The organism is Kitasatospora sp. NPDC004745, from assembly GCF_042873275.1.
Taxonomy (GTDB): domain Bacteria; phylum Actinomycetota; class Actinomycetes; order Streptomycetales; family Streptomycetaceae; genus Kitasatospora.
This window is the reverse complement of sequence record NZ_JBIALK010000031.1, coordinates 1-13146: the sequence shown is the minus strand read 5'-3', so window position 1 is coordinate 13146 and position 13146 is coordinate 1. Positions and strand designations below refer to the sequence as shown.

Annotated in this window: 10 protein-coding genes; 5 read left to right on the top strand and 5 right to left on the bottom strand. The window is 75.1% G+C overall.

Annotation, left to right across the window (positions count from 1 at the left end; translation table 11 throughout):
• Nucleotides 1-50 precede the first annotated feature (50 nt).
• The 3 genes from ACFYUY_RS34225 to ACFYUY_RS34215 all read right to left on the bottom strand — a co-directional run bounded on the left by ACFYUY_RS34225 (nt 51) and on the right by ACFYUY_RS34215 (nt 3231).
• Nucleotides 51-1205: an agmatine/peptidylarginine deiminase gene (locus tag ACFYUY_RS34225; protein WP_387906490.1), complete on the bottom strand. Its 1155-nt coding sequence runs from the start codon at nt 1203-1205 to the stop codon at nt 51-53.
• Nucleotides 1206-1361: 156 nt separating this feature from the next.
• Nucleotides 1362-2399, bottom strand: a complete 1038-nt coding sequence (locus tag ACFYUY_RS34220; protein ID WP_387906488.1) for an agmatine/peptidylarginine deiminase — start codon at nt 2397-2399, stop codon at nt 1362-1364.
• Nucleotides 2400-2652: 253 nt separating this feature from the next.
• Nucleotides 2653-3231, bottom strand: a complete 579-nt coding sequence (locus ACFYUY_RS34215; RefSeq protein ID WP_387906486.1) for a TetR/AcrR family transcriptional regulator — start codon at nt 3229-3231, stop codon at nt 2653-2655.
• Nucleotides 3232-3572: 341 nt separating this feature from the next.
• On the opposite strand from ACFYUY_RS34215, the gene cseB reads away from it, so the two are divergent.
• The 4 genes from cseB (at nt 3573) to ACFYUY_RS34195 (ending at nt 9273) form a co-directional block, all read left to right on the top strand.
• Nucleotides 3573-4265, top strand: a complete 693-nt coding sequence (gene cseB / locus ACFYUY_RS34210) for a two-component system response regulator CseB (protein WP_387906483.1) — start codon at nt 3573-3575, stop codon at nt 4263-4265.
• Between the two features lie 3 nt (nt 4266-4268).
• Nucleotides 4269-5636, top strand: coding sequence for a sensor histidine kinase (locus ACFYUY_RS34205; RefSeq protein WP_387906480.1), 1368 nt, complete (start codon nt 4269-4271; stop codon nt 5634-5636).
• Between the two features lie 217 nt (nt 5637-5853).
• Nucleotides 5854-6606 carry an ABC transporter ATP-binding protein gene (locus ACFYUY_RS34200; RefSeq protein ID WP_387906610.1) on the top strand — a complete coding sequence of 251 codons (753 nt, stop codon included), beginning with the start codon at nt 5854-5856 and terminating at the stop codon, nt 6604-6606.
• Between the two features lie 63 nt (nt 6607-6669).
• The gene (locus tag ACFYUY_RS34195) at nt 6670-9273 is read left to right on the top strand and encodes an FtsX-like permease family protein (protein ID WP_360209794.1); all 2604 of its coding nucleotides are present in this window, start codon (nt 6670-6672) and stop codon (nt 9271-9273) included.
• 250 nt (nt 9274-9523) lie between these two features.
• On the opposite strand, the gene ACFYUY_RS34190 is transcribed toward ACFYUY_RS34195, so the two are convergent.
• Nucleotides 9524-9727 carry a hypothetical protein gene (locus tag ACFYUY_RS34190; protein ID WP_360209792.1) on the bottom strand — a complete coding sequence of 68 codons (204 nt, stop codon included), beginning with the start codon at nt 9725-9727 and terminating at the stop codon, nt 9524-9526.
• A gap of 106 nt (nt 9728-9833) precedes the next feature.
• Here ACFYUY_RS34190 and ACFYUY_RS34185 point away from each other — a divergent pair, with 106 nt between their 5' ends.
• The gene (locus tag ACFYUY_RS34185; protein ID WP_387906478.1) at nt 9834-10376 is read left to right on the top strand and encodes a TetR/AcrR family transcriptional regulator; all 543 of its coding nucleotides are present in this window, start codon (nt 9834-9836) and stop codon (nt 10374-10376) included.
• A 30-nt stretch (nt 10377-10406) separates the two neighbouring features.
• Here the strand turns inward: ACFYUY_RS34185 and helR are convergent, their stop codons facing one another.
• Nucleotides 10407-12572, bottom strand: a complete 2166-nt coding sequence (gene helR / locus ACFYUY_RS34180) for an RNA polymerase recycling motor ATPase HelR (RefSeq protein ID WP_387906475.1) — start codon at nt 12570-12572, stop codon at nt 10407-10409.
• Nucleotides 12573-13146 lie beyond the last annotated feature (574 nt).

Here is a 13146-nt window from a genome sequence, read left to right as displayed (position 1 = left end):
CCACCGCACCGGGCCCGGTGCGGAGGGGCGGCCGGGCGGTCCGTGGCGGGTCAGCCGAGGGAGGGGATGTCGTGGGTCGCGCAGTGGATGCCGCCACCGCCGGCGGCTATCGCGTCGATCTTCACGGGGACGATCTCGCGGGTGGGGAAGTACTGCTTGAGGATCTGCTGGGCGCGGTCGTCGGCCCGGGCGTCGCCGAACTTCGGCAGGTAGACGCCCTTGTCGCCGATGTAGAAGTTCATGTACGAGGAGACGAAGGCGTCGCCGCGGCCGGTGATCTTGTCCGGGTCGGGCTGCTGGAGCTCGACGACCTCCAGCTTCCGGCCGCGCGCGTCGGTGGCGGTCTTGAACACCGAGCGCGCCTGGTCGGCGGAGCGGGACCAGACGTCGGCCGGGGTCCCGGGGAAGGCCTGGTCGAGCAGGACGACGCCGGGTGCGGCGAAGCGGGTCAGGCAGTCGACGTGGGCGTCGGTGATGTCCTTGCCCTTGACGCCGGCGAGCCAGATCACCTTGGTGACGCCGAGGACCCGCTTGAGTTCGGCCTCGACCTGGTCGCGGCTCATGCCGGGGTTGCGGTTGTCGTTGACGACGGAGCTCTCGGTGACCATCAGGGTGCCCAGGCCGTCGGTCTCGAAGGAGCCGCCCTCGGCGACCAGCTTGGTCTCGACGCGCTCCACGCCGTACTTCGCCAGCACCGCCCGGGCGACCTTGGCGTCGTTGCCGCGCTGCTGCTTGCCGCCCCAGCCGTTGAAGTTGAAGTCGACGCCCTTGACCTTGCCGCCCTCCTCGACGAACACCGGCAGGGTGTCCCGGGCCCACAGGTCGTCCACCGCGATCGGCACCACCTCGACGGCCGAGCCGCACGCCTTCTGCGCGGCGTCCTTCTGCTCGGGGCGGGCCATCATGACCACGGGCTCGCGGGCCGAGATGGCCTGGGCCAGCCCGGCGACGTCCCGTCGCACGTCCGGGAGCTGGTCGCCCCAGACCGTCTCGGAGGCCGGCCAGGACATCACCGTGCGCAGGTGCTTGTCCCACTCGGCGCCGAAGCGGCGGGGGCCGGAGCCGGTGCCGCCGGACTGCGTCGGCAGCGCGGTCGCCTCCGGGTCGAGGCCGTCGAGGTCGTTGCAGGCGGTGAGGCCGAAGGCGAGGACACCGGCGCCGGCGAGGGAGCGCACCAGGGTGCGGCGGGACAGGTCGGTGGGCATGCGGGATCTCCAGACGGGGTCGTGAGGGTTTCGGGAGAGGTGCCACGGGCGGGGCGCCCGGCGGTGCGGTTCCGTGCGGTGCGGTTCCGTGCGGTTCCGAGCCGCGCGATTCCGAGCCGCGCGGTTCCGCGTGGTGCGGTGCGGGCCGGACGGGCCCTACGGCAGCGGCTCGTGCATGGTCGAGCAGTGGATGCCGCCGCCGCCGGCCATCAGGCGGTCCACGTCGAGCTGGACGACGTGACGGCCGGGGAAGGCAGCGGCGAGCGCCTCCTTCGCGGCCGCGTCCTTGTACGCGTCGCCGAACTGGGCGGTGACGACCCCGCCGTTGACGACGTGGAAGTTGAGGTAGGAGTCGACGAACTTGGAACTGCGGGAGCGCACGGTGTCCGGGCCGTGCACGGGGATGACCTGCAGCCGGCGGCCGCGGGCGTCGGTGGCGGCGGACAGGAGCGCGAACTGCTCGCGGGCGTCCCGCGCCCAGGCGTCGTTGCGGTCCGCCGGCGGCAGCTGGACCATCACGACGCCGGGCCGGATGAACCGCGAGGTGACGTCGACGTGGTCGTCGGTGATGTCCTGGCCCTTGATCCCGGGCAGCCAGATCATCTCGTCCGCGCCGTAGGCGTCCAGGACGGCGTCCTCGATCTCGTCCCGGCTCATGCCGCGGTTGCGGTTCTTGTTGACCAGGCTGCTCTCGGTGGCCATGACGGTGCCGTCGCCGTCGGTCTCGATCGCCCCGCCCTCGCCGACGAAGTCCGCGTAGGAGTGGCGCAGGCCGCGGCGGGCGGCCAGGCGCTCGGCGACCAGGGCGTCGTCGTCGTGGATCTGCTTGTTCCCCCAGCCGTTGAAGTTGAGGACCACCGCGTCCAGCCCGCCGCGGCCGTCCCGGCGGAACACCGGGGCGATGTCGCGCATCCACAGGTCGTCGGTGGGGATGGCGGTCGTCACCTCGACCGACGGCCCGCACCAGGAGCGGGCCTTGTCCGCGGTGTAGTCGTCGGGGGCGCACATGACCACCGGCTCGAACTGGGCGATCGTCCGGGCGATCAGGGCGATGTCCTCCTGGATCCGGCCCAGGCGCAGCCCCCACACGCCCCGGCGGGAGGGCCAGGACATCCAGGTCCGCGCGTGCGGGACGTCGTCCGCGGGCACCCAGGAGTAGGTTCCGGTGGAGCGGTCATCGCGGTGGTGGGTCATGAGGGTCTCCAGATCGTGCGACGGTGCCGGGAGGGGGCGGGCCACCAGGTCCACTGTTCGCGCCGCGACGCACCGGCGCACCAGGTGGCACGGTCCGGTGGGTGCACCCCGCCCGCGGTCCCACACTCGCATTGACTGAAAAGTCAGTCAAACTTATCGGCACACCTTGACCCGATCAGCGGTGAAGGGGCACGGAGCGTGACGAATCGGACGGGGGCGGGCGGCCCGGAGCGGGCCCGCCCGCCCCACCCGGTCAGGAGCCGAGACCCGCCAGCTCGGTCTCGACGGCCTCGGACATCAGCGCGCGGGCGTGCGCCAGCGGCAGGCTGCCGCTGAGCCAGCGCATGCTCACGCCCTCCAGCAGCGCGGTCAGCCGCTCGGCCGCACCGGCCAGCGCGACCGCCGAGGACATCGGCCGCACCTCGCCGATCAGCTCGGCGATCTCCTGCACCCAGACCCGGGTGGCCCGCGCCAGATCCTCGCGCAGCGTCTCGTCGAACACCGCACTGGCCCTCAGTTCGCCCCAGGCGGTGCTGTTCTCCCGCACCTCGGCGCTGTCCTGGAGCTCCAGCAGCAGCGTCTGGTCCAGCTCCTCGCGCGGCGTCAGCGGGGGCGCGTCCGCGGGCCGGTCGGTGGTGTACCGCTCCGCCCGGTCGTTGATGAACTCCAGGGTCTGCCGGAGGATCCCCGTGCGGTCCTTGAAGTGGTAGTAGATCAGCGCGGTGGAAACCCCCGCCTCGGCGGCGAGCTCCTCGACCCGCAGGCCGCGCACCCCGCGTCGCGCGATCACCCGCGCCGCTGCTTCCAAGATCGACGTTTTACGACTGGCCACGGCCGCCACCTTACCGGGACGCCCCCGCCGGCCTCCGGGCACCGCCTGACCCGTCCGTCAGCGACCGGCCGGACGCGCGGGCGCGTTTGTATCCGTCGGGTATCGGCGGGGGCTCGGCCGGCCGTCGGTCCGCCGCCGCTCCAGGGGGCTCGGTCGTCGCGGCGGAGGCCGCGAGAGGTGGCCCGACCTGGGAGTTCGCGGCGGCGGGGTGGGCCGGGCCGCCCCTTCGGCCCCGGCGGCGGGGGGCCGGGAGCTGTCGTAGGGTTTCCGGGCGGGCGCCCGGTGACGCCGCCGGACCCGTCCCGCACCCCACTCCACCACGCCCCGAGGAGCCGCCCGCCGTGTCCCCGCCCCCCGTCCGCGTGCTGCTGGTGGAGGACGACGAGCTGATGCGGCGGTCGTTCACCGTCGCGCTGGAACGCTACGGGTACCGGATGCGGGCCGCGGCCGACGGGCTGACCGGCCTGGAGCTCTTCCGGGCGGAGGAGTTCGACCTGCTCGTCCTCGACGTGATGCTGCCCGGGCTGGACGGGATCGGGCTCTGCCGCCGGATCCGGGAGACCAGCCTGGTGCCCGTGCTGATGATGTCCGCGCGCGGGGACGGACTCGACGTCGTCGCCGGCCTGGAGGCGGGCGCGGACGACTACGTGGTCAAGCCCGTGGACACCTACGTCCTGGTGGCCCGGATCCGCTCGCTGCTCCGGCGGGCGACGTACGCGCCGCTCCCGGGGCCCGGTCCCGACACCGGGGACGTGCTGGTCTTCGGCGACCTCACCGTCGACACCGCCGGCATGGTCGTCACCGTCGCGGGCAGCCCCGTCGCGCTGACCCCGACCGAGCTCAAACTGCTGCTGGAGTTCGCCGCCCACCCCGGCGTCGTGCTGGAACGGCACACCCTGCTGCGCGAGGTCTGGGAGTACGGCTGGGACGGCGACAGCCGCGTGGTGGACCTCTGCGTGCAGCGGCTGCGCCGGAAGCTGGGCCGGGACCGGATCGAGACGGTCCGCGGGTTCGGCTACAAGCTCCGGCGCTGAGCGGTGCGCCCGTTCTCCCGGCTGCGGCCGGCCCGCACCTCGCTGCGCTGGAAGATCGCCGCCCTGGCCGCGGCCACGGCCTGCCTGGTCGTCGCGGCCGTGGGCGTGCTGGTGCACCTGTGGACGGCGCACGACGTCCGCGACCGGGCCGGGGCACAGGCCTTCAACGCCGTGTACTCGGCCGTCGACGTCTACCGGCGCACCGGCACCCTCGCGGACGGCGCCGAACTCGACCCCGACGCACTGCCCGCCGCCCTGCGCCACCCCGCCGACGACGCCCGGCACACCGCCTACGACGGGCGCGTCGAGGGCAACCTGGGGCCGAGCGTCTGGGCTGCCCAGCGGACCGCCGGGCCCGGCAGCCCGGTGCTGGCCGTCCGGGTCAACCTGAGCCCGGAGCTGCACGACCTGCGCCGGCTCGACGTGACGATGGCCCTCGCCTCGCTGCTCGCCCTCGCGGCGGCCGCGCCACTGGCGGTCTACGGGGCCGGCCTGGTCGCCCGCCGGCTGCAGCGGGTCTCCGAGACGGCCGGCCGGATCTCCGCCGGGGACCTCGACGCCCGGACCGGGCCCACCGCGGGCCGGGACGAGGTGGCCGAGATCGCCGCCACCGTCGACCGGATGGCCGACGACCTCGGCCGGCGGCTGCGCACCGAACGACGGTTCACCGCCGACGTGGCGCACGAGCTGCGCACCCCGGTCGGCGGTCTGCTGGCCGCCGTCGACCTGCTGCCGCCCGGCGAGACCGAGGACCTGCTCCGGGCCCGGGTCCGCGACCTGCGCGCCCTGGTCGAGGACCTCCTGGAGATCTCCCGCCTGGACGCCGGCGCGGAGCGGCCCGTCCGGGCCCGGGTGCCGCTCGGGGCGGTCGTCACCGAGGCCGTGCAGCGCACCGGGCTCGGGGGCACCGAGGTCGTCGTCCCCGGCGCTTCGCCGCGCGCGGGGGCGGGGGCGGGGCGGATGGACGCAGAGGCCGTGGCGGCCCCGGACACCGAGGGCACCGTGGACGACGTGGAGACCGCGGGCACCGTGGACGACGTGGAGACCGCGGGCACCGTGGAGACCGACCCGCGCCGGCTGGAGCGGATCGTCGGCAACCTGGTGGTCAACGCCCACCGGCACGGGGCCGGCCCGGTGCGGGTCACCGTCGAGGGCCGGACGGTCGTCGTGCGCGACCACGGCCCCGGCTTCCCGCCCGACCTGTTGCGGCACGGCCCCCGCCGCTTCCACACCGGCTCCGCCGAGCGCGGCCCGGGCCACGGCCTGGGACTGACCATCGCCCTCGGGCAGGCCCGGCTGCTCGGGGCCGACCTGCGGCTGGACAACGCCCCGGACGGCGGCGCCGTCGCCACCCTGCGGCTGCCCGGCTGACCCCGGAAGCGCACCGCCGGCCGCGGTGACCGAGGCGCACCGCCGGGCCCGGTGACCCGCCCGCGCGCAGCCGGGCGACGGAACCGATACGGAGTGGAGCGCGCGGTGATACACCGCGGCCGGGGCCCCCGATACACGCCCCGGACACCCTCGACGTGCACCCTTCCGCACCGACGAGGAGCCCGCCGTGACCGCCGACCCCCTTGCCCGCCACGCCCTGCTCACCACACCCGGGATCGCGGCCGCCACCACCGACCTGACCAGGGTCTACGGCGCCGGCGACACCCGGGTCACCGCCCTGGACCGGGTCAGCGTGGCCTTCCGGGAGGCCGAGTTCACCGCGATCATGGGACCCTCCGGCTGCGGCAAGTCGACCCTGATGCACTGCGCCGCCGGCCTGGACACCCCCAGCTCCGGTTCCGTGCGGATCGGCACCACCGAGCTGGGCACGCTGGGCGACCAGCAGCTGACCCGGCTGCGCCGGGACCGGATCGGCTTCGTCTTCCAGGCGTTCAACCTGCTGCCGACACTCACCGCGCTGGAGAACATCACGCTGCCGCTGACCATCGCCGGGCGCCGGCCGGACCGGCAGTGGCTGGACCGCGTGGTCGCCATGGTCGGGCTCGCCGGCCGCCTCCACCACCGGCCCGCGCAGCTGTCCGGCGGCCAGCAGCAGCGCGTCGCGGTCGCCCGGGCGCTGACCTCCCGGCCCGCGATCGTCTTCGCCGACGAGCCCACCGGCAACCTCGACTCGCACGCCGGCGCCGAGGTGCTCGGCTTCCTGCACGCCTCGGTGCGCGAGCTGGGACAGACGGTGGTCATGGTCACCCACGACCCGGTCGCCGCCGGCTACGCGGACCGCGTGGTGTTCCTCTCCGACGGCCGCCTGGTCGACGAGATGACGCGGCCCACCCCGGAGCGGGTCCTCGGGGTCATGAAGGGCTTCGACGCCCGCTCCCGCACCAGCTGACGCGTCGCCGGCCGACGCCCGCGCCCACCCGCCCCCGCCCTCCACTCCTCCCGAAAGCCGCCCATGCTGAGAACAGCCCTGCGCAACGTCCTGGCGCACAAGGCCCGTCTGGCCATGACCGTCCTCGCGGTCTGCCTCGGCGTCGCCTTCGTCTGCGGCACCCTCGTCTTCGCGGACTCGACCGCCGCCGCCCACCGCGCCGCCGCCTCCAGGAACTTCGCGGACACCGCCGTCACCGTCACCGCGCGGGCGGACCCCACCGCGGGACCGGCGGACCGGCGCGAGGACGTGCTCACCGACGCGCTCGCGCGGACCCTGGCCCAGCTGCCCGGCGTCGCCGCCGTCCGGCCCTCCGTCGACGGCGCCGCCGTGCTGAACGCCGCGGACGGCAGCCCGCTGAGGGTCCGGCCCGGGGCGAACCTGGCCGCCGCCTACGTGCCCGCCACGGGTGGGAAGGACGGCGGGACGGCCGGCCGGGACGCCCGCTACCCCCTGGTCGAGGGCCGCGCCCCCGCCGGCGGTGACGAGATCGCCGTGGACGTGGGCACCGCCGCCGCCGGCCGGTTGCACCTGGGCGACCGGGTCACGCTGGCCACCGACGGGCCGGCCATGACCAAGCGGCTCGTCGGCCTCGTCACCACCGCCGACACCCGGGTCACCGCCCGCGGCACCCTCGTCCTGTTCGACCGGGCGACCGCCCAGGAGCTGTTCGCCGCCCCGGGGCACTACACCGCGATCGACCTGTCCGCCGTGCCCGGCACCGCTCAGGCCGAACTCGCCCGGCGGGTCGCCGAGGTGCTCCCCGCGGAGCGGGCCGAGGCCGTCACCGGCGCGGCCCTGGCCGTTCAGCAGGCCGCCTACGTGGGCGTGCTGACCCGCGGGTACGAGAAGACGCCGATGGTCTTCGCCGGGGTCGCGCTGTTCATCGGTTCGTTCCTGGTCGTCAACACCTTCACCATGCTCGTCACCCGGCGCAGCCGCGAGATCGCGCTGCTGCGGGCGATCGGCGCCTCCCGCCGTCAGGTCGTCCGGACCGTCCTGGCGGAGGCACTGCTGGTCGGCCTCGCCGCCTCGGCGGCCGGGTTCGCGCTGGGCCTCGGCGTCGCCACCGTGCTGCCCGGGGTCCTGGGCGGTGGGGACACGCTGCCGCACGGCCCGCTGGTGATCGGGCCGCGCCCCGTCGCGGCGGCGCTCGGCGTGGGGGTGGGCGTGACGGTGCTCGCCGCGTGGCTGCCCTCGCGCAGGGCCGCGCGGGTCGCGCCGGTCGAGGCGCTGCGCACCGTCCAGCAGCCGCCCGCCGGCCGGGCCGGCCTCCGGGCCGGGGCGGGCCTGGCCCTGCTGCTCGCCGGGGCCGGCCTGCTGGTCGCGCTCGCGGCCACCGCCGAGGACGCCTCCGAGGCGAACCTGCGCAACGCCCTGCTGGGCAGCGGCCTGCTCGTCGTCGCACTGGTCGTGCTGGCGCCGCTGCTGGTGGCCCCGGCGGTGCGCGCCATCGGCCGGCCGGCCGATGCGCTCGGCCGGCGGCTGACCGGCGGCACCGGGATCACCGGTCACCTCGCCCGGCAGAACGTGCTGCGCGACCCGCGGCGCACCGCGGCGACCGCCGCCACCCTGCTGGTCAGCACCGCACTGGTCACCGGCCTCGCCGTCGTGGGCCACTCCACCGGGCAGGCCCTCGACCGTCGGGCCGCGGCCGGGCTCGGCGCCGACTACGTGATCGGCACCGGCAGCACCACGGCCGGCATCGACCCGGACGCCGTCCGGCGGGTGGCCGGGGCGGGCGGTGTGCGGACCGCGAGCGCCGTCACCGACTCCACCCTGTTCCTCGGCGGCGGCGTCCGGGAGGTCTCCGGGGTGGACCCGGCCACGGTCGGCGAGGTGATGCGGCTGCACTTCCTCGGCGGCTCCGCGCAGGACCTCGGGCCGGGCCGCATCGCCCTCTCCGAGACCGTCGCCCGGGAGAACGGTCTGCGCACCGGCAGCCGGGTCGAGGCCCGGATCGGCCCGGGCGGGGAACCCGCCCCCTACACCGTCGTGGGCGTCTACCAGGACAATCCCACCGCCCGCGACGCGCTCGGCGCCGAAGACGAGGTGCGGCGGCACGCCTTCCGGCCGGGCTCCGTCCAGCGGATCCTGGTGCGGACGGAGGGCGGCGAGGTCTCCGCGGCGGTGGAGGACCGGCTGCGGGCCGCGGTGGGCGGCAACCCGCTGCTGACGGTGCGGGACCGGGCCGCGGTCGTCCGGGCCGCCGCGGGCACCGTGGGCGACCTGCTGACCCTGGTGAACGGGCTGCTCGTGATCGGGGTGGTGATCGCCGTGCTCGGCGTCGCGAACACGCTGGCGGTGTCCGTGGCCGAGCGCACCCGGGAGATCGGTGCGCTGCGCGCCCTGGGCATGGACCGGGCGGGTGTCCGGCGGATGATCCGGCTGGAGGCGGTGACCGTCGCGGCGTTCGGCACCGGGCTGGGCCTGGCCGGCGGGCTGTTCTGCGCCTGGGCGGTCGGGGCGCTGGCCAACGGCGCGATGGCCGGGTACGCGTTGGAGCTGCCCTGGGGCCGACTGGCCCTGACCTGCCTGCTCGCCCTGCTGGTCGGTGCCCTCGCCGCCGCCGTTCCGGCCCACCGGGCGGCCGCGCTGAGCCCGCTGGAGGCCGTGGCCGAGGTGTGAGGCCGAGGTGCGGGGCCGAGGTGCGGGGCCGAGGCGCACGGCCGTGGTGTGAGGCCGTGGTGTGAGGCCGCACCCGGGCAGCCCGGCGGGACCACGGAGGTCCCGGCCGGCCGGGCTGCCCGGAACCGGGCGGCCGCGACTGGTCGGCGTCCCGGCCCGGGCGGCGGTGCAACGGTGGTTGCGGTGCGTCCCGGGTCGGGCGGCCTGGCAGTCGCAGATCTGGGTGTGGGTGTGGGTGTGGCGCGCCGGTTCAGGCGGAGTGCAGCGTGATCAGGCGGACGGCCGGGGCGGAGACCACCTGGACCGTGTCGACGCCCGGCAGGCGCAGCTTGGCGAAGCCGCCCTGGAAGGACACCAGTGCGTGCGGGACGGACGCGGTCGGCGTGCCGTCCGCCGTGAGCACGGCGTAGCCGGCGTTGAGTTCGACCGCTGCCTCGGCCCAGTCCTGGTCCATGACGCCCCCCGGTGTTCGGTGCCCCCGAAACGGTACCGATCGGTACCGACGGCAAGGACGGTACCGACCGGTGCCGTTTGGCGTCAAGGGTGGTTAGATCGGGGCCATGGCCGTAAACGCACGGGCGCGCCTAGTGAGCACCGCCGAGTCCCTCTTCTACGCCAACGGCATCCGCGCGGTCGGCGTGGAGCGGATCCTCTCCGAGTCCGGGGTGGGCCGGGCCTCCTTCTACCGGCACTTCTCCGGCAAGGAGGCCCTGGTGGTCGCCGTCCTGGAGGGGCGGGACGAGCGGTGGCGCGCCTGGCTCAGCGAGCGGGTCGCGGCCCACGGCGGCCACCCGCTCAACATCTTCGACGCGCTCGCCGAACGCTTCGCCGCGCAGGACTTCCGGGGCTGCGTCGCGATCAACACCATGACCGAGTTCGCGGACGCCTCCAGCCCGGCCCGCCGGATGGCCGCCCTGCACAAGACCCGGGTCATCGACCTGGTCGAGCAGCTGATGCGGGACGCGGACATCCCCGAACCCCTGGCCCGCGCCAAGCAGTTCGCGCTGCTGATGGACGGGGCCATCGTCACCGCCCTGCGCGAGGGGGCCCCGGACGCGGCCGAACGGGCCCGCGGCATCGCGCAGGCGCTGCTCGCCGCCTGACCGCGCCCCGGCCGCGCCCCCCCCGTGCCGCTACCGCGGAGTGGTCAGGACGACGAGCTCCCTGGTCGCCCTGGTCATCGCGACGTAGCGGTCGACGGCCCCCTCGACGCCCCCGCCGAACGCCTCCGGGTCGACCAGGACCACCAGGTCGAACTCCAGGCCCTTGGACAGCTCCGGGGTCAGCGAGCGGACCCGCGGCGTCGCCCGGAAGGCCGGGTCCCCGATGACGCAGGCGGTGCCCTCCGCGTGCTCGGCGAGCCAGGCGTCGAGCACCGACTCCAGCTCCGCCGTCGACCCGTGGCGGACCGGGACGCCGTTGCTGCGGATGGACGTCGGCACGTTGGCGTCCGGCAGCGCGGCCCGGATGACCGGCTCGGCCTCCGCCATGATCTCCTCCGGCGTCCGGTAGTTCACGCTCAGCGAGGCCACCGTGACCCGCTCCAGCCCGGCCCGTTCGAGCCGTTCCCGCCAGGACTCGGTGAACCCGTGCCTGGCCTGGGCGCGGTCCCCGACGATGGTGAAGCTGCGGGAGGGGCAGCGCAGCAGCAGCATCTGCCACTGCGCGTCGGTGAGTTCCTGGGCCTCGTCCACGACGATGTGCGCGAACGGGCCGGCGAGCGGCTCCGGGTCGCCGGCGGGCACGGCGTCCTCGTCGACCAGGCTGTCCCGCAGGTCCTGCCCGCGCAGCATCGCCACCGCTCCCTCCCCGTCCTCGTCGGCCGCGAGGATGTGGTCGATGACCTGAGCCATGCGTTCGCGCTCGGCGGCGACGGCGGCCCGCCGCCGGCTCTGCCGGCGGGCGGCCTCCGGGTCGCCGAGACGCTGACGGGCCGCGTCCAGCAGGGGCAGGTCGGCGACCGTCCAGGCCTGGGCGTCCGGGCGCTGCAGCGCCCGGACCTCGTCGGCGGTGAGCCAGGGGGCGCACAGCCGCAGGTAGGCGGGGACCGTCCAGAGGTCGCCGACCAGGTCGGCCGCCTCCAGCAGCGGCCACGCCCGGTTGAGGGTGGTGACCAGGTCGCGGTCGCGCAGCAGCGACTTGTGGAACAGCTCCGGCGGGACGTCCTCCTCCTCGCCCCCCTCGGCGTGCTTGTCCAGCAGGATCGTCACCAGCTCCGCCCAGATCTGCTCGCGGGCCTCGTTGTGCGGGGTGCCCGGCTCCACGGCGTCGAACGCCTCGGCCCAGTCCCCGGCACTCAGCCACAGGTCGGACCAGTCGGTGCTGACCGTCATCCCCGCGGCGGGCGGCTCCTCGTAGACGGCGACGGCCTTCTCGACCGCCTTGACCAGCGCGGCGGACGCCTTCAGCCGGGCCACCTCCGGGTCGCTCTCCTCCACCGCCCGGGCGCCCTCGGCGACCAGGTCGCGCAGGGTGCAGGTCTGCACGCCCTCCTCGCCGAGGCTGGGGAGGACATCGGCGACGTAGGAGAGGTAGGGCTGGTGGGGGCCGACGAAGAGCACGCCGCCGCGGCGGTGGCCGAGGCGCGGGTCCGAGTACAGCAGATAGGCGGAACGGTGCAGGGCGACGACGGTCTTGCCGGTGCCCGGACCGCCGTCCACGACGAGGGCCCCGCGCGACCCCGCCCGGATCACGGCGTCCTGGTCGGCCTGGATGGTGGCGAGCACGTCCCGCATCCGGGGCGAGCGGGAGCTGCCGAGGCCGGCGATGAAGGCGGACTGGTCGTCCAGGGCGGCGTGGCCCTCCAGCCCGTCGGCCGTGAACACCTCGTCCCAGTAGTCGCTGATCCGGCCGCGGGTCCAGCGGTAGCGGCGCCGGCTCGCCAGGCCCGCCGGGTTGGCGTGGGTGGCGGCGAAGAACGGCTCGGCCGCGGGGGAGCGCCAGTCGATCAGCAGACGGCGCCCCGCGCTGTCGGTGAGGCCCAGCCGGCCGATGTACACCGGCTCGGGGCCGTCCGCACCGACCACGCGGCCGAGGCACAGGTCCAGGCCGAAGCGGCGCAGGGCGCGCAGCCGGGCGGTCAGCCGGTGGACCTCCGCGTCCCGGTCCATCGCGGCCCGGCCGATGCCGCCGGGCGCCTTCCGTGCGGCGTCGAGCTGCTCGGACAGCTCGGCGACGGTCTGTTCCAGGCTCTCCGTGATGGCGGCGAAGTGTCGTTCGTCGGCGGCGATCAGTGCCGGGTCGGCCTTGGCGGTGAGGTGGTCGGGCAGGTCGAAGGCGCTGGCGGTCAGGGGGTGCATGGCATCGGCTCCGTTCCGGGGTTCCGAGGTCGATCCCGGGAGACCCGGCGGTGCCGCCGGCTCCGGTCTCGGCCTGCGATTGTGCGGCAGCACGGGGGCCTTGCGGCAAGACCCCCGGTGCGCTATAGGTTGAGAGTGGCAAGGGATGGGTTCACTCCCTCGCCGTCGCGCTGGTTCTCGCGCTCCCCGCCGCCGTACCCCGGGCGGGCTTCGGGATTTGCCTCCGGCCCGCTGCGGGCCTAGTGTTCTCTAGTCGCTCGACAGGGAGCACCGGACACGCATCGGCGCGGACGGTCCCGGGGCGGCCAATCCCCTGAAACACCACTTCCCGGCTCGGGTCGGGTCGCGTCCTGTCGCGGCTCGGTGCGTATTCGGCATGTGCGTTTATCGGATTGCGGCCGGATTCGCTTTTCGGAGCGGAGGTCGGCTAGAGTTTGAAACGTCGGACGGGGCGCAAAACCCCGGAAGACACCGGCGAATTGGATGACGAAGCCCCGGAAAACGGAGCGGAAAACATCTGATAAGCTGGAAACACGAAAGAACGAAGCGCCCGGAGGGCCTGCTGGAAGGCAGA